General features: G+C 45.2%; 15 protein-coding genes. 5 read left to right on the forward strand and 10 right to left on the reverse strand.

Annotated features, from left to right (window positions below; all coding sequences use genetic code 11):
* Nucleotides 1-220 precede the first annotated feature (220 nt).
* Complete coding sequence (gene suhB / locus MHO32_RS07145) at nucleotides 221-1024, forward strand: inositol-1-monophosphatase (RefSeq protein WP_005447724.1); 804 nt, start codon at nucleotides 221-223, stop codon at nucleotides 1022-1024.
* 71 nt (nucleotides 1025-1095) lie between these two features.
* On the opposite strand, the gene MHO32_RS07150 is transcribed toward suhB, so the two are convergent.
* From MHO32_RS07150 to MHO32_RS07180, 7 genes are all read right to left on the reverse strand, one after another.
* A complete protein-coding gene (locus MHO32_RS07150) occupies nucleotides 1096-1434 on the reverse strand; it encodes a hypothetical protein (RefSeq protein ID WP_033002896.1) in 339 nt (112 codons plus the stop codon).
* A gap of 479 nt (nucleotides 1435-1913) precedes the next feature.
* Nucleotides 1914-2861 carry a protein translocase subunit SecF gene (secF, locus tag MHO32_RS07155; RefSeq protein WP_005447727.1) on the reverse strand — a complete coding sequence of 316 codons (948 nt, stop codon included), beginning with the start codon at nucleotides 2859-2861 and terminating at the stop codon, nucleotides 1914-1916.
* A 14-nt stretch (nucleotides 2862-2875) separates the two neighbouring features.
* On the reverse strand, nucleotides 2876-4732 hold the full coding sequence (secD, locus tag MHO32_RS07160) for a protein translocase subunit SecD (RefSeq protein ID WP_005447728.1): 1857 nt from the start codon (nucleotides 4730-4732) through the stop codon (nucleotides 2876-2878).
* Nucleotides 4733-4753: 21 nt separating this feature from the next.
* Nucleotides 4754-5083 (reverse strand): preprotein translocase subunit YajC, encoded by a 330-nt coding sequence (gene yajC / locus MHO32_RS07165; protein WP_005424903.1) that lies wholly within the window; start codon nucleotides 5081-5083, stop codon nucleotides 4754-4756.
* A gap of 177 nt (nucleotides 5084-5260) precedes the next feature.
* Complete coding sequence (tgt, locus tag MHO32_RS07170; protein WP_009697666.1) at nucleotides 5261-6397, reverse strand: tRNA guanosine(34) transglycosylase Tgt; 1137 nt, start codon at nucleotides 6395-6397, stop codon at nucleotides 5261-5263.
* A gap of 207 nt (nucleotides 6398-6604) precedes the next feature.
* Nucleotides 6605-7657, reverse strand: a complete 1053-nt coding sequence (gene queA / locus MHO32_RS07175; RefSeq protein ID WP_038898477.1) for a tRNA preQ1(34) S-adenosylmethionine ribosyltransferase-isomerase QueA — start codon at nucleotides 7655-7657, stop codon at nucleotides 6605-6607.
* 235 nt (nucleotides 7658-7892) lie between these two features.
* On the reverse strand, nucleotides 7893-9062 hold the full coding sequence (locus MHO32_RS07180) for a trypsin-like serine protease (RefSeq protein WP_005445304.1): 1170 nt from the start codon (nucleotides 9060-9062) through the stop codon (nucleotides 7893-7895).
* 260 nt (nucleotides 9063-9322) lie between these two features.
* Here MHO32_RS07180 and MHO32_RS07185 point away from each other — a divergent pair, with 260 nt between their 5' ends.
* Complete coding sequence (locus MHO32_RS07185; RefSeq protein ID WP_069686840.1) at nucleotides 9323-9544, forward strand: hypothetical protein; 222 nt, start codon at nucleotides 9323-9325, stop codon at nucleotides 9542-9544.
* A 234-nt stretch (nucleotides 9545-9778) separates the two neighbouring features.
* Nucleotides 9779-10225: a CBS domain-containing protein gene (locus MHO32_RS07190; RefSeq protein WP_009697664.1), complete on the forward strand. Its 447-nt coding sequence runs from the start codon at nucleotides 9779-9781 to the stop codon at nucleotides 10223-10225.
* Between the two features lie 101 nt (nucleotides 10226-10326).
* Here MHO32_RS07190 and aceA read toward each other — a convergent pair whose 3' ends face one another.
* The 3 genes from aceA to MHO32_RS07205 form a co-directional block, all read right to left on the reverse strand.
* Nucleotides 10327-11640 carry an isocitrate lyase gene (aceA, locus tag MHO32_RS07195; RefSeq protein WP_005440333.1) on the reverse strand — a complete coding sequence of 438 codons (1314 nt, stop codon included), beginning with the start codon at nucleotides 11638-11640 and terminating at the stop codon, nucleotides 10327-10329.
* Between the two features lie 167 nt (nucleotides 11641-11807).
* Complete coding sequence (aceB, locus tag MHO32_RS07200; RefSeq protein WP_239211024.1) at nucleotides 11808-13436, reverse strand: malate synthase A; 1629 nt, start codon at nucleotides 13434-13436, stop codon at nucleotides 11808-11810.
* Nucleotides 13437-14042: 606 nt separating this feature from the next.
* The gene (locus tag MHO32_RS07205; protein WP_005440336.1) at nucleotides 14043-14948 is read right to left on the reverse strand and encodes a hydrogen peroxide-inducible genes activator; all 906 of its coding nucleotides are present in this window, start codon (nucleotides 14946-14948) and stop codon (nucleotides 14043-14045) included.
* A gap of 200 nt (nucleotides 14949-15148) precedes the next feature.
* Here MHO32_RS07205 and MHO32_RS07210 point away from each other — a divergent pair, with 200 nt between their 5' ends.
* Together MHO32_RS07210 and MHO32_RS07215 are read left to right on the forward strand one after the other, a co-directional pair.
* Nucleotides 15149-15757 carry a peroxiredoxin C gene (locus MHO32_RS07210; protein ID WP_005445301.1) on the forward strand — a complete coding sequence of 203 codons (609 nt, stop codon included), beginning with the start codon at nucleotides 15149-15151 and terminating at the stop codon, nucleotides 15755-15757.
* A gap of 275 nt (nucleotides 15758-16032) precedes the next feature.
* Nucleotides 16033-16776 (forward strand): copper homeostasis protein CutC, encoded by a 744-nt coding sequence (locus MHO32_RS07215; protein WP_047514992.1) that lies wholly within the window; start codon nucleotides 16033-16035, stop codon nucleotides 16774-16776.
* Nucleotides 16777-16833 lie beyond the last annotated feature (57 nt).

Below are 16833 nucleotides of genomic sequence, written 5' to 3' on the forward strand. Positions count from 1 at the left end.
ACCTGAATTAAAACCGAGGGATATTATCATAATTTTCTAATACACCCTAGAGTGAAGCGGGCTTCTATTCGCATTCTCATCAATTGTTTTCTTCTCTATTGACATAGCTATCACAACTCGTTTTGCTTGCGCACAAAAAATAACCACTTCCCTTTTCGTTTGACTCTGGTATACTCGCCGCCGCTTTAAATTGTTCTTTAACATCCGTTGGGAAATTCGTATGCATCCAATGCTAAACATTGCTATTCGCGCTGCGCGAAAGGCAGGCAATCACATTGCTAAATCATTAGAAAACACAGATAAAATTGAATCTACGCTAAAAGGCACTAATGACTTTGTTACTAATGTAGACAAAGAAGCAGAAGCTATCATCATCGATACTATCAAGCACTCTTACCCAGAGCACTGCATCGTTGCTGAAGAAGCTGGTCTTATCGAAGGTAAAGATAAAGACGTACAATGGATCATCGACCCAATGGATGGCACTAATAACTTTGTAAAAGGTTACCCAACTTTCGCAGTATCTATCGCGGTTCGCTTCAAAGGTAAAACTGAAGTGGCTTGTGTATACGATCCAATGCAAAACGAGCTATTCACTGCACAACGCGGTGCTGGCGCTCAGCTAAACAACGCTCGTATCCGTGTTACTCAACTTAAAGACCTACACGGTACTGTTCTTGCGACTGGTTTCCCATTCAAACAGAAGCAACACTCTGAGTCTTACATCAAGATCGTAGGTTCTCTATTCACTGAGTGTGCTGACTTCCGTCGTAGCGGTTGTTCTGCTCTTGACCTATGTTATGTGGCAGCTGGTCGTGTAGATGGTTACTTTGAGCTAGGTCTAAAACCTTGGCAGATGGCTGCAGGTGAGCTTATCGCTCGTGAAGCTGGCGCAATCCTAACTGACTTCGCTGGCGGTACTGACTACATGAAGTCTGGTAACATTGTTGCTTCTAGTGCTCGTGGCGTGAAATCTATCCTTAAACACGTTCGCGAAAACGGCAACAGCGCGATCCTTAAGTAAGATTCTGAAGTCATACTAAGCCCGTCACGCTGATAACTTTTGAATAGCCCCGCTCATTGAGCGGGGCTTTTTTATATCGAACAATCTGCCTGTTTATAGAAACGGTCGTAGTCAGGTAAGTGGTCTATTTTTACGTGCTTAACCTTCCATACTTGTTCCTTCATTAGAAACTGCAACGAAACCGTGACTGGCTGGTATACATCTCCAAATCCGTTTACGGAAAGACACCCAACGCCTCCATCCTCACTGTATGCTTCAAAGTAAGACAGCTCCGTAACCAAACTTGATGGGATGGATGATAAAAATGGAAATTGATGACCAAATTTTATTGGGTGAGATTTAATACTATTTAGCTCTTCAATCGATAGGTTTGGTCCTGCCATAGCTTCTACCACCTCGATATACTGCATCTTGTATAAATTATTGCGTATATCAAGGTAAGTATCGTGGAGTGGGCTTGCTATGCAGGGCCCTGAAACACTGAGTAAAACCGGAATAGGTAGAATTCTATTTAGCATAATCAACTAAACCCCAGCTTCACGGAGCGCTTGATCAATTTTACTCGGCTTAAATCTGTACTTACAAAGCCCCCACTCGCACTGCTCTAAAAGCTCTCGGACATTTACCTGCCCAGTAACTAGCTTGGTGGTAACGCCTTTATAGTGTTTGTAAGAAATCTCTACAAACTTCAGTAACTGTACTTTTATTTCAGCTTGCCTTGACATTATTTCCCCCCGAAATTGTTGAACATACTTCCGATATTCAACTCAATCAAAAAACTACAATTCAAGCTGGAAATACTTCAAAGAAAAGTGAAACAATCAAATCTATCAAGCATAAAAAAACCGCTGACTGCTCAGCGGTTTTTGTTTTCGGTTCTCAATCTGCCTTATGGCATCTCGTCGAACTCTGCACCTTCTTTTTCTACTTGAGGTGGCATCAAGTGCTCTTTCTGGATGCCCAGTTTTAGCGCTAGCGCTGATGCTACGTAGATAGAAGAGTAAGTACCAACAGTGATACCTAGTAATAGCGCTGTTGCAAAGCCGTGAATCATCGCACCACCTTGCATGAACAGTGCAATTACCACGAACAACGTCGTACCAGACGTAATCAAAGTACGGCTCAATGTTTGAGTAATTGAAGCGTCCATGATGTCCGAAGGTTCACCCTTACGCATCTTACGGAAGTTTTCACGAATCCGGTCGAATACAACAATGGTATCATTGAGCGAGTAACCGACTACCGTTAGTAGCGCCGCTACGATGGTAAGGTCAACTTCGATTTGTAGGAATGAGAATACACCCAGCGTGATGATGATATCGTGTGCCAGTGCCATTACCGCACCAGCCGCTAGACGCCATTCAAATCGCATTGATACGTAGATCAGGATACAGATTAGCGATACAAGGATCGCCAGACCGCCCGCTTCTGTTAGCTCATCACCAACGTTTGGACCTACGAATTCAATACGACGCATTTCTACGCTTTCGCCAGTACCTTCTTTGATCGCACCAATGATTTGGTTGCCTAGCGTTTCACCTGAAACGTCGTCACGTGGACGAAGACGAACCATCACTTCACGAGCACTACCGAAGTTTTGAACTGTCGCATCGCCGAAGCCTTTTGAATCTAGTGCTGCACGAATTTCTTCAAGGTTTGCAGGTTGTTCAAAACCTACCTCGATTAGCGTACCACCAGTAAAGTCTAGACCCCAGTTCAACCATTTGGTTGATAGCGTGAAGATAGAAGCAGCGATCATAAAGATGGAGAATACGAACGCGACTTTCGACCAACGCATAAAGCCGATCGTGTTTTCTGCTTTTAGAATTTGAAACATATTAATTCCCAGCCTTAGATCGACAATTTATCAACGCGTTTGCCACCGTAAATCAGGTTCACGATACAACGTGTACCCACAATAGCGGTGAACATTGAAGTTAAGATACCGATAGATAGTGTTACCGCGAAGCCCTTCACTGCGCCTGTACCCACTGCAAATAGAATGATTGCAGTGATAAGCGTTGTGATGTTCGCATCGGCAATGGTACTGAATGCGTTTGCGTAACCTTGGTGGATCGCTTGCTGAGGACTGCGTCCATCTCGAAGCTCTTCACGGATACGCTCGAATATCAGCACGTTCGCATCGACCGCCATACCGACGGTTAAGACGATACCGGCAATACCTGGCAACGTCATGGTAGCGCCTGGAATCATCGACATTACACCAATGATAAGAACCAAGTTTGCCATCAACGCAATGTTAGCAATCAGACCGAAGCCACGGTAGTAAAGCAGCGTAAACAGCATTACCGCAACCATACCCCAGATACATGCTTGGATACCCATATCGATGTTTTGCTGACCCATTGATGGACCAATGGTACGTTCTTCAACGATAGAGATCGGTGCGATTAGTGCACCAGCACGAAGTAGAAGTGCTAGGTTGTGCGCTTCTGCTGCAGAGTCGATACCCGTGATACGGAAGTTACGACCAAGAGCCGATTGAATCGTTGCTTGGTTGATAACTTCTTCATGCTTATCAAGGATAACTTTGCCTTCAGGCGTACGACGACCACTGTCTTTGTATTCTGCAAACACGGTAGCCATTAGCTTACCGATGTTCTTCTTAGAGAACGCGGACATTTTGTTGCCACCTTCGCTGTCTAGCGAGATGTTAACTTGTGGGCGACCGTATTCATCAACACTTGAACTTGCATCCGTGATGCTTTGACCACCAAGAATAACGCGCTTCTTAAGCACAACTGGGCGACCATCACGGTCCATCTTGATTTCGCTACCTGCTGGCGCGCGACCATTTGCCGCCGCTGATAGGTCAGCTTTATCGTCAACTTCGCGGAACTCTAGTGTTGCTGTAGCACCTAGAATTTCCTTCGCACGAGCTGTGTCTTGAACACCTGGTAGCTCAACTACGATGCGGCTAGCACCTTGACGTTGAACCAATGGTTCAGCAACACCCAGTTCGTTAACACGGTTACGAAGAATCGTGATGTTTTGTTCAACTGCGTAGTTACGTATCTCTTGTAAACGTTGCTCGGTAAAGGTGGCAATCAACGCGTAACGACCATTAGAATCAGAGTCGACAAAGTTCATGTCTGGGTGATTCTTTTCTAGCGTTGCTTTCGCTTCCGCTAGCTGCTCCTCATTACGTAGCAGTACTTCCACACCTTCTGTACCAGAAGGACGGATTGCACGGTAACGGATCTTAGCTTCACGAAGTTCGCTACGGAAAGCTTCTTCTTGTTGACCAACCAACTTCTCCATCGCCGCGTCCATGTCAACTTCCATTAGGAAGTGAACACCACCGCGCAGGTCAAGACCTAGCTTAAGTGGCGACGCACCGATTGCTTCTAGCCAATCTGGCGTAGATGGAGCAAGGTTTAGTGCAACAATTTTATCTTTGCCAAGCGCTTCGCTGATGATATCGCGGGCACTGATTTGAGTGTCAGTGTCATTGAAACGAACAAGGATTGATCCATTCTCGAGAGCAATGGATTTATGAGAGAGATGCTCTTTATCAAGAGCTTTGGTGACAGCATCCAGCGTTGACATATCTACAGAGGCGCCACGCGCCCCTGTAACTTGAATAGCCGGATCTTCACCGTAGATATTTGGAAGTGCGTACAACGCAGCGGTGATGATGGCAAAAAATACCATCAAGTACTTCCATAATGGATAACGGTTTAGCACAGCGAGGATCCTTTAGCTGTTTTATAGAGACTTCAGCGTACCTTTTGGTAGCACTGCAGTTACGAAGTCTTTCTTGATTACAACTTCATTGTTTGCATTTAGCTCAATTGAAATGAAATCGTTGTCTTCAGCAATCTTAGTGATTTTACCCACTAGACCGCCACTTGTTAGAACTTCATCACCTTTGCCCATAGAAGACATTAGGTTCTTGTGTTCTTTAACACGCTTAGATTGCGGACGGTAGATCATGAAGTAGAAGATCACCGCGAACATGCCTAGCATGATTAGCATTTCAAAACCGCCGCCTGCTGGTGCGCCTTCTGCTGCTGCGTGAGCTTGAGAAATAAACATTAAAACATCCTCATTATATTTTATTGATAATCCAACAAGTTGGGCTTTCGTAATTTAGATTCAAGTTTGAGATTAAGTAATAGAGATCACCTTCTCAAAAATAACGTACGTTAGCCTACTTTATTAGCAAAAGCCTCTGGCAACATGCCAAAGGCTTTAATTCTTTTAATCTGTCAATTACTGCTCTTTTGCAAGCGGTGGCACTTCACGACCACGACGCTCATAGAATTCAGTAACAAACTCATCGAAACGATCTTCATCAATCGCCTTACGAATGCTTTCCATCAGACGCTGGTAGTAGCGTAGGTTGTGGATAGTGTTCAGACGAGCACCTAAGATTTCGTTACAACGCTCTAGGTGGTGAAGGTACGATTTGCTGTAGTGCTGACAAGTGTAACAGTCACAATGCGGATCTAGCGGAGTTGTATCCGTTTTATGTTTCGCATTACGGATCTTGATCACACCACCAGTAACAAATAGGTGACCATTACGCGCGTTACGCGTTGGCATTACACAGTCAAACATGTCGATACCACGACGAACACCTTCAACCAAATCTTCCGGTTTACCTACACCCATTAGGTAACGAGGCTTATCTTCTGGAAGTTGTGGACATGTGTGCTCAAGAATACGGTGCATGTCTTCTTTCGGTTCGCCTACTGCAAGACCACCAACTGCGTAACCATCAAAGCCGATTTCTGTCAGACCTTTGATAGACACATCACGTAGATCTTCGTAAACACCACCTTGAACGATACCAAATAGGTTGTTCGGGTTTTCTAGTTTGTTGAAGTGATCACGTGAGCGTTGTGCCCAGCGTAGTGACATTTCCATCGATTTTTTCGCTTCGTTGTGTGTCGCCGGGTATGGCGTACACTCGTCGAAGATCATTACGATGTCAGAACCTAGGTCTTTTTGGATTTCCATCGACTTTTCCGCGTCCATGAAAATCTTGTCACCGTTTACAGGGCTACGGAAGTGAACACCTTTCTCAGTGATCTTACGCATTTTGCCTAGACTGAATACTTGGAAACCGCCTGAATCGGTAAGAATAGGACCGTGCCAGTTCATGAAATCGTGCAGGTCACCGTGCATTTTCATCACTTCTTGACCAGGACGTAGCCATAGGTGGAAAGTGTTACCTAGCAGGATTTCTGCACCAGTACCTTTCACTTCTTCTGGTGTCATGCCTTTAACGGTACCGTAAGTACCTACTGGCATGAACGCAGGAGTTTGAACAGTGCCACGTTCGAAGGTCAATTGACCACGACGTGCATTGCCGTTTTTCTTCTTAAGATCGAATTTTAATTTCACGATGCCTCCGGGTGTCAGAGAAACAGTCTGACTATGTATACAGGGTGATAAACCCTACTTTAAGGAGCGGTCGCTTTTCCGTGCGAGAGACAAAGCAGAGATTCCACTTTATTTCCTAGCTTACTGCTAGCACTCGTAAATCGTTAACTTTCTCCCCCTCCTAGCCTCCCCCTTTTTTGAGAGGAGGGCTAGAGAGGGGTCAAAACATTATGCGGTCTTCTTTTTAATAAACATTGAATCACCGTACGAGAAGAAACGGTATTTGTTTTCCACCGCGTGCTTGTAAGCATTCATGGTGTTCTCGTAACCTGCAAACGCACTTACCAACATGATCAGGGTTGATTCAGGTAAGTGGAAGTTGGTGATCAAGCAATCCACCAGCTGGTACTCGTAACCAGGGTAGATAAAGATTTCAGTATCGCCAAAGAATGGAACCAGTTCTGTGCCTTTCTTAAGCGCGTCTTGCGCTGCACTTTCTAGTGAGCGAACAGACGTTGTACCTACAGCGATGATGCGACCACCGCGCGCCTTAGTTGCGTTAATCGCATCCACTACGTCTTGTGGTACTTCAACGTATTCTGCGTGCATGTGGTGATCATTGATGTCATCCACTTTAACTGGCTGGAACGTACCCGCTCCCACATGCAAAGTAACGTATGCTAGCTCAGCGCCTTTCGCTTTGATTTTTTCAAGCAGAACATCATCAAAGTGAAGACCCGCCGTTGGCGCAGCAACCGCACCAGGCTTTTGGTTATAAACCGTTTGGTAACGCTCTTTATCCGCGTCTTCATCTGGACGGTCGATGTATGGAGGAAGTGGCATGTGACCAATTTCTTCCAGAATCTCTAGTACCGTGTTATCAGAATTAAATTTCAGTTCAAACAGTGCATCATGACGAGCGACCATTTGTGCTGAGTATTCATCGTTTTCACCAACAAAGATCGTTGTACCTGGTTTTGGCGATTTCGAACAACGAACGTGTGCCAGAATGCTTTTCTCGTCGAGCATGCGCTCCACTAACACTTCTAGCTTACCGCCTGATTCTTTACGACCAAACAAACGCGCAGGAATAACGCGAGTATTGTTGAAAACCACTAGGTCACCGGCTTGAACCTGCTCCAGCACATCGGTAAACGTGCCATCAATAAGTTCACCAGTATTGCCGTCCATTTGCAGCAGTCGGCTAGCGGTACGCTCTGGTTGAGGGTAGCGAGCGATGAGTTCATCTGGAAGGTCGAAATGGAAATCTGATACTTGCATGTTACTTGTCTTATCTATTGGTCAAATCACGTCAAAGACGACGATAAAATTGCGACGAGTTTTTCGCAGCAGACTAGTATATGTTTACATGCTGCAATAGCAAGCAAATCCCCCTAGATTGACTGTAAAAGCTTTCACCAAGAGTGTAATAAAACGTGAAAGACGCAAAACAGACGCGCATAAAAAAAGCAGCGAAGTTCGCTGCTTTTTAAAATGTTTATCAGTCGTTGATCGTTTAACTTTTGCGTCGGCGCGCCCACACCAGTGGAACCAATAAGCCGAATAGCCAAGCGCCTAGGCTACCACCGTCGTCCTCAGAACCTCTGAAATCACAATTGTTGGTCGCAATGCCATCGTGGCACTCCTCTTCCCCACCACCACTTCCACTATTCGCTTCTTTGATGAAATTCGGCTCAATGATGTAACTGCTCGGTGGGCCACCGGCGGTGATGTAAGACTGCACCCAATCGTAATATTGGCTCACTTTGGTGTAGAAGCTTGGGATCGTCAAAGAGCCACACGTTGGCAGAATAAGAGGCGCACCACTAACAATTCCAATCTGTTTGCCCGTCGCCACATCCACCAGCGGACCACCACTATCACCTTTACACGCGGAGTTGCCATACTGAGTGTGGCTATCCGGTTCTAACACTCGGTTTTTCGTTGGTAGTGTACAGATTTTGGTTTGGTTCTCTCTGGAATCAATGATCCCCGGAAAACTGCTGCCAATTTCTAAACGCTCATAACATTTATCGATAGGTAAAAATGTACTGATGGTAGTTTTGAGCGTATTGGAAGGTTCAGATGCATCCGGCTGAGTGGTTCCCCACCCAAATACTTGCACGTTTTCGACACGTTGATTGGTCAGGTCGTTATCGTTCCAATCCGCTGCCAGACGCGCTTCGATATTCTCCATATCAGTTTTATTCGCTAAGTCAGCAAAGCGTGCATTTGCTACTGGGCGTGTGAGATACAATAACGCGATGTCTGAGTCTAAACCCGTTTGGATAGGTTTCACATTGCCATTGCTGTCAATCTCAGCCTTTGAAATCCGCGTGTAGTCGGGGTGAACCACAACGTGAGACACAGGATAGAAGTTATCCAGCCCAGCAGAGTTAAGTTCATAAACGTTGGCATTCACCGACAGTTCTCCCGGCGGAGTCACATAGTAGCTCGCTTCGTTGGTTCCCTGCCCCATCACCACACAGTGTGCCGCAGTCAACACCCATCGTTCAGTCAGCATAGTGCCGCCACACAACGGGAACTCTGCCATGTTACTTGCTCGTAAAGTCACGCGATCTACCGGGTCGGTTTGCTCATCTCCTAGCACAATTGCCTGAGCAGATTGCATGCTGAATGCCGCTACTGTCAGCGCAATGAGTTTGTTACACGTTGTTCGTTTCATTTAGGTTGTTATCTTCAATCTGGTAAGCCTGAGCGTATCTTCTTCCACAGGCTTATCTTGGAAAATCAAGCAAGTAAAAATGTGCGATTCAATTCATTGGATTAACTGCGGTCTACACACCTTATCAGTCAAAAGTGCAAACTGACTCGCATTGAGTTTCCACCCTGCAATTACCAATTAAAAACAAACCTATCAATAGAGATAAGGGCGACTATATTGAGAGTGAGCGATACGCTCTTTGATGATAAATTGAGGTAAGTATGAAGATCTTTCTAGCCACTTTAAGTGCTTCAATATTGTTGTTTTCTGTCAGCAGTTTTGGCGATGAGAGAACAGATTTGTTTCGAGCTCAGCAACAAGCTTGTGCCTTAAAACAAGTCCCTCGCCACTGCGCTGTGAACGAACCTGGTAAACACTACATTGGTCGCTGTGTCGATGCGAAAGCGTATGGTCTTATCTGTGTGCATTTCAAGCAACGTTAAGAGTAACCAAAGCTAAGGTTTCAACGCCTTAGCTTTGGTTATTTATGATAGCGCTTACATCCTAACATCGCCCTAAATGAGTAGCTGGATTTATGGAAAACACCAGTCCATTTTCACCTCTGATTGATCTCCATCTAATCGTATTATTTTATTAGTGAAAAACGAGTTAGCTCCCAGATATACAGCAAAATATTCTCTATATTTAAGAGAAGGACAATGCCGCTGGAGGTCTCTATGATCAAGGTTGAAGACATGATGACTCGCAACCCTCATACCTTGCTGCGTGAGCACACATTACGTGACGCAAAAAGTATGATGGACGCGCTTGATATTCGACATATTCCGGTTGTTGATGCCAATAAACACTTAAAAGGCTTGGTGACTCAACGCGATATTCTTGCCGCACAAGAATCCTGCTTGCACCCAGATGAGGCAGAACAATCTTTTACCCTCGATACTCCGCTTTACCAAATGATGCACACCAACATCATGACTGCCGAACCAAGGGCAGGTTTAAAAGAAAGCGCAATCTATATGCAAAAGCATAAAGTCGGCTGTTTGCCAGTGGTCAATAAAGGTCACTTGGTCGGCATCATCACTGATACAGACTTTGTGACTATTGCAATTAACTTGTTAGAGCTTCAAGAAGAAACCGAGCCGGAAGAAATCGAAGCGGATTAATACGCCACTACGTGTTTCTCGAATCGTAGACAAAAAAAGAGCGGCTCAATCGCCGCTCAAAGATGTCATTACTAACGTAGTAATAGTCGACTCTATGATGATTAAAATTGGTCTTCTTCAGTAGAACCTGTCAGTGCTGTCACTGATGAGTTACCACCTTGGATTGTATTGGTCATTCTATCGAAGTAGCCCGTACCAACTTCTTGTTGGTGCGCTACGAACGTGTAACCTTTTTCTGCCGCTTCAAACTCAGGACGTTGAACCTTCTCAACATAATGACGCATACCTTCGCCTTGAGCGTAAGCGTGTGCCAGTTCGAACATGTTGAACCACATGTTGTGGATACCTGCTAGCGTAATGAACTGGTACTTGTAGCCCATGTTAGCCAGCTCTTGTTGGAACTTAGCAATGGTTTCTGCGTCTAGGTTCTTCTCCCAGTTGAATGAAGGCGAACAGTTGTATGCCAACAGTTGGTCTGGGTACTCTGCATGAATCGCTTCTGCAAACTTGCGTGCTTCTTCTAGACATGGCGTTGCTGTCTCACACCAAATAAGATCCGCATATGGCGCATAAGCCAGACCACGCGAGATAGCTTGGTCGATACCTGCACGCACACGGTAGAAACCTTCTTGAGTACGCTCGCCTTCGATGAAGTCTTTATCGTATGGGTCACAATCAGACGTTAGAAGGTCTGCTGCGTTTGCATCGGTACGTGCGATTACCAGCGTTGTCGTGCCAGCAACGTCCGCAGCAAGACGAGCTGCTACCAGTTTTTGCACTGCTTCTTGAGTTGGAACCAGTACTTTACCGCCCATGTGACCACACTTCTTCACGGATGCCAGTTGGTCTTCAAAGTGAACACCTGCCGCACCTGCGTCGATCATCGATTTCATTAGCTCGTAAGCGTTCAATACACCACCAAAGCCTGCTTCCGCATCCGCTACGATTGGTAGGAAGTAATCAATACCGCCTTCGTCTTCTGGTGACTTACCTGCTGACCACTGAATTTGATCTGCACGACGGAATGAGTTGTTGATGCGTTTTACTACCGACGGTACAGAATCTACTGGGTACAGAGATTGGTCTGGGTACATCGTCGAAGCGGTGTTGTTGTCCGCCGCTACCTGCCAACCTGATAGGTAGATTGCTTCAATACCCGCTTTTGCTTGCTGTACGGCTTGACCACCCGTTAGTGCACCAAGACAGTTTACGTAGCCTTTCTTGGAACTACCGTTGACCAGTGACCAAAGTTTGTCAGCACCACGTTGTGCGATTGTGTTCGCAGGCACCATAGAGCCACGCAGTTCTACCACTTCTTCTGCTGTGTAAGTACGCTTTACGTTCTTCCAGCGTGGGTTGGTTGCCCAATCTTTTTCCAGAGCTTCAATTTGTTGGCGGCGAGTTAAGTTAGTCATTGGTCTATCCCTCTTATAATGTGCACTTGTGCATGTGCGTTGAGTTTTCCGTTCTCAGGCAGTACATCCTTATCTGCCTCGAATCTTTCACGTAGTCGTTAAACAAACACGTATTAGTTAAATGAACATGTATTAGTTAAATAAGTTGAGTGTTCTAAGTCTTTGGGTTAATCCAAGTAGTCATAACCTGGAATGGTTAAAAAGTTGGTCAGTTCATCGCTTGTGGTGAGCCTTGCCATCAAGTCTGCCGCTTCTTCAAATCGACCAGCTTGGTAACGCTGCTCACCAATTTCTTGCTTCACGACTTCAATCTCTTCTTTAAGATAGAGTTCGAACAGCTCTTTAGTGACCTTCAATCCGTTGTCGAGCGACTTACCGTGTTGAATCCATTGCCAAATAGAAGCACGGGAGATTTCTGCCGTTGCAGCGTCTTCCATCAGCCCGTAAATCGGCACACAACCATTGCCAGAGATCCAAGCTTCGATGTATTGCAGCGCAACGCGGATGTTATGGCGCATGCCCTCTTCTGAGCGTTCACCTTCGCACGGTTCAAGCAGCTCTGCGGCGGTTATTGGTGCGTCTTCTGAACGGCTCACGTCCAATTGGTTGGTACGGTTCCCCAGTGTGGCACTGAACACTTCCATTGCGGTGTCTGCCAAGCCTGGGTGTGCAACCCAAGTGCCGTCATGACCGTTGGTAGCTTCTAGCGATTTATCGTTGTGGATCTTATCCAGTACTTTTTGGTTTTCTTGTGGGTCTTTAGCCGGAATAAAGGCTGCCATACCGCCCATTGCAAATGCGCCACGTTTATGACAAGTACGAACCAATAATCTTGAGTAAGCGTTGAGGAATGGCTTGTCCATGGTCACCACTTGGCGATCCGGTAGTACGCGATCTGGGTGGTTTTTCAGTGTTTTGATGTAGCTAAAGATGTAATCCCAGCGACCACAGTTCAAACCAACGATGTGCTCTTTCAGGGAGAACAGAATCTCATCCATTTCGAATACGGCTGGTAAGGTTTCAATCAGGACAGTCGCTTTGATGGTGCCTGTATCCAAACCGAAATACTCTTCGGTGAAGTGGAACACTTCGCTCCACCACTTCGCTTCATGATGCGATTGCAGTTTTGGGATGTAGAAGTAAGGACCGCTTTCCTTTTTCAGTAGCGCTTTGTAGTTGTTGTAGAAGTACAGAGCGAAATCGAATAGCGCACCTGGAATGATCTGACCGTGCCACGTTACGTGTTTTTCTTTTAAATGCAGTCCGCGAACACGGCAGATCAACACCGCTGGGTCTTCTGCCAGCTGATAGTGTTTACCATTGCCAGGGTTGGTGTAGCTGATGGTGCCATTAACAGCATCGCGCAAGTTAATTTGACCATCCAGAACTTTACTCCACGCAGGGGACATCGAATCTTCGAAGTCTGCCATGAACACTTTTACATTCGCATTCAGTGCGTTAATCACCATCTTGCGATCGGTTGGTCCAGTGATTTCCACTCGGCGATCTTGCAGATCTTGCGGGATTCCAAGGATCTTCCAGCTTCCTTCACGAATGTCTTGTGTCTCTGGTAGAAAGTCTGGCAGTTCACCAGCATCGATGCGTGCTTGCTTCTCTTCTCGTGCTTCCAGTAACTGTTCAACACGTCCGGCAAATTTTTCACACAGTAGAGATAAAAAGGTTTGGGCTTCAACAGGGAAAATTGCTTGATGTTCAGGAGCAACGACTCCATTCACCTCAAGCATGCCTTGGGTTTGCTTTAGTTGTTGTGTTTTTTGTTCTGTCTGAGCAAGCATAATCATTCATCCTTAACGTGCTTTATCCATCTTGGGCAGTCAGCCTAAAGCTACATTTGTAAGTTATGAACAACAAATTAGATCCTTAGATTTGGTGTCCACTTCGTTTCGTTGTGTCTATACCTTGCGCAACCTGAATTGCTTTTTCAATCTAGACATAAGTCTTACAAGCCTTTAATTAAGCTAACCCAACAAAGGTTTAAGCGAAACCCCTCAAGTAAACAAAACGTTAAATTCAAAGTTTTATTCGGTATCAAACAAGTGTTTGATTTTTGAGTTCAATTTGTAAGTTATTACGTAATTAAATTACATCAAATTTACAGGTTATTTTTGAATTCAAACAAGCGTATGAATAGTGAGGCAGGAGAAAAATCCTTGTATTCACAAGGGCTAGGAAGAGGAAATTAAACGCGACTTAAACGCGTTACACAGGCAGTTGTGTAAAATTAACATTGTGAAATTTCACTATTTTATGAAAGCTTCATGAAAGTTCATCTGTAAAATTTTACAAGTCAAAGTTCACGCACAGAATAAAATGCTAAAAAGCGCACTATTTCTAGTGCGCTTTTTGATATTAGATCGGGAGTAGCAGGCTAATACTAATAGCTAAAGCAGTTCAGAGACGACTTCTGCCAATTGATTGAAAGTGTTTGATCGTGACGAACTCGGACGCCAAACCAAACCAATATCGCGATACGCTTGCTGACCAGGAGGGTCGATCACCACTAAGTTCTGGTTGTGTAGCAAACCATGATCAATCGCCATTTGCGGGATAAACGTGGTGCCCAGACCATTCGCCACCATTTGCACCAATGTATGAAGACTGGTTGCGGTGAATGGGTTGATCTTCTCTTTGTCCGTCAACTTACATGCTGAAACCGCGTGCTCTGTAAGACAGTGCTCTTTCTCTAATAAGAAGACGGATTCATCTGGCAAGTCTGCATAACGGATCGGCACAGGAACGGAATCCGCTTGATTGGCACTGATCACCATGCGGAACGGGTCTTGTCCCACTACTCGGCTTTCCATTCCTTCTATCTCTACAGGCAGAGCCAGAATCAACACGTCCAACTCACCGTGGCGAAGTGCTTGCAGCAAGTTAGTCGTCGTGTCTTCTCTTAATAGAAGGTTTAATTGAGGGAAGCGGTAGTTCACCTCCTGAACAAGGTCGCACAATAAGAAAGGAGCAATGGTCGGAATACAACCTACTTTTAGCTGCCCTTCCATATCATCGCCTTGGCATAGACGCCCCAGCTCAACAAGATCTTGCCCTTTAGCGAGCAGTTCTCGACCATGTTGCACCACCATCTCACCAGCTTGGGTGAAAACTAATGGGCTTTTTTTATCTTTCTTTTCATAAAGCGGGCAACCAATCAACTCTTCAAGGTTTTGGATGCCTTTACTTAAGGTAGATTGACTGACAAAACAACGCTCAGCAGCATCACTAAAATGTCGAGTTTCATGCAGAGTGACCAAATAGTGTAACTGCTTCAAGCTAGGCCATTTATTCATAATTCTATTTGTATCTATTGCTGTTCCAGTGATCGAGATAATAGTTTCGTTATTATCGCTTTTTTCGATGAACTCAATCTATTTATTTCGCTTTTTTCAATACTACAATCTGTACTATAGTTTGTCTCGCACAAACAAGGACCAAACCTAAATAACTGAATGTAGGTTTGGATCAAACCAAATTTTTTAGGAGCAAAAAAATGGTACTAGTAGGTCGTCAAGCCCCTGACTTTACTGCAGCAGCTGTTCTAGGTAACGGCGAAATCGTTGAAAACTTCAACTTTGCAGAATTCACTAAAGGTAAGAAAGCAGTAGTATTCTTCTACCCACTAGATTTCACTTTCGTTTGCCCATCTGAGCTAATCGCATTCGACAACCGTCTAGCTGATTTCCAAGCTAAAGGTGTTGAAGTAATCGGTGTTTCTATCGATTCTCAGTTCTCTCACAACGCATGGCGTAACACTGCTATCGAAGATGGCGGTATCGGTCAAGTTAAATACCCTCTAGTTGCTGACGTTAAACACGAAATCTGTAAAGCGTACGATGTAGAGCACCCAGAAGCAGGCGTTGCTTTCCGTGGTTCTTTCCTAATCGACGAAGAAGGTCTTGTACGTCACCAAGTAGTTAACGATCTACCACTAGGTCGTAACATCGACGAAATGCTACGCATGGTTGATGCACTAAACTTCCACCAGAAGCACGGCGAAGTATGTCCTGCACAATGGGAAGAAGGTAAAGCAGGTATGGACGCATCTCCAAAAGGTGTTGCAGCGTTCCTATCTGAGCACGCAGACGACCTAAGCAAGTAATAGACTACATAGCCCAAGCTCAACGGGCGTGTTGGTTGGATGTATATATAAAGCAAAAAGCTATAGCGGAAAAACCGCAAACGCCAATCAGTCTAAGTAAAGTCATAAAAAAGCCCAGAGTTCACTCTGGGCTTTCTTTTTATCTGCATTTTTGAAAAGCAAAAGAGGCAAGCATCACGCAAAAAGTTTACCTCTATTTCCCTCCGTCTCAGTACAGATTCTCCCCTTTTGTCCTGCTAGTATTTGCTGTAATTACAATAATTCAGGACAACCTAGTGAACACTCAACTTGAAGTCTGTATTGATAACATTGAATCTCTCCACAACGCGATTGCCGGTGGAGCAACCCGCATCGAACTCTGCTCTTCACTTGCTTTGGGTGGCTTAACCCCAAGCTATGGCTTTATGCAGCAAGCCGCTAAACGCTCTACTATTCCGGTTTACGCGATGATTCGCCCTCGCCAAGGCGACTTCTTCTACAGTGAGGAAGAAATCGAAATGATGCGTTGGGATATTGAAGCCGCTAAACAAGCAGGCTTGAATGGTGTCGTACTCGGCGTGCTCACTCAAGACGGCAACATTCATATGCCGTACGCAACTGCGCTGTGTGAATTTGCTCAAGCGCTTGGCTTAGGCGTGACCTTCCATCGTGCCTTTGACCAGTGTCGCGACGCTGAAAAAGCGTTAGAAGAAGTGATCAGCTTAGGTTGTGAACGTATTTTAACCTCCGGTCTTGCGCCTTCGGCACCGCAAGGTATCGATGTGCTTAAAACCTTAGTTGAACAAGCACAAGGACGCATTGCGATCATGGCGGGCGCCGGTGTGAATGCGGACAATGTTGGTCAGATCGTTGAACAAGCCAAAGTCACTGAAGTGCATTTATCTGGCAAGACAACTCGCCCAAGTCACATGACCTTTATTGCCGAGCAAAGCAAAATGGGCGCTGCCGATATAGATGATTTTTCGATTCCAGTCACCAACACCGATGCTATCGCGAACATGGTAACAGCTCTCAATTAAGAGCTTTCAAATCCCGTCTTTGGTTATTGAGTGCTAACATATTGATAACTAAGGACG

Source organism: Vibrio sp. MMH1-50 (assembly GCF_022347645.1).
Taxonomy (GTDB): domain Bacteria; phylum Pseudomonadota; class Gammaproteobacteria; order Enterobacterales; family Vibrionaceae; genus Vibrio; species Vibrio harveyi.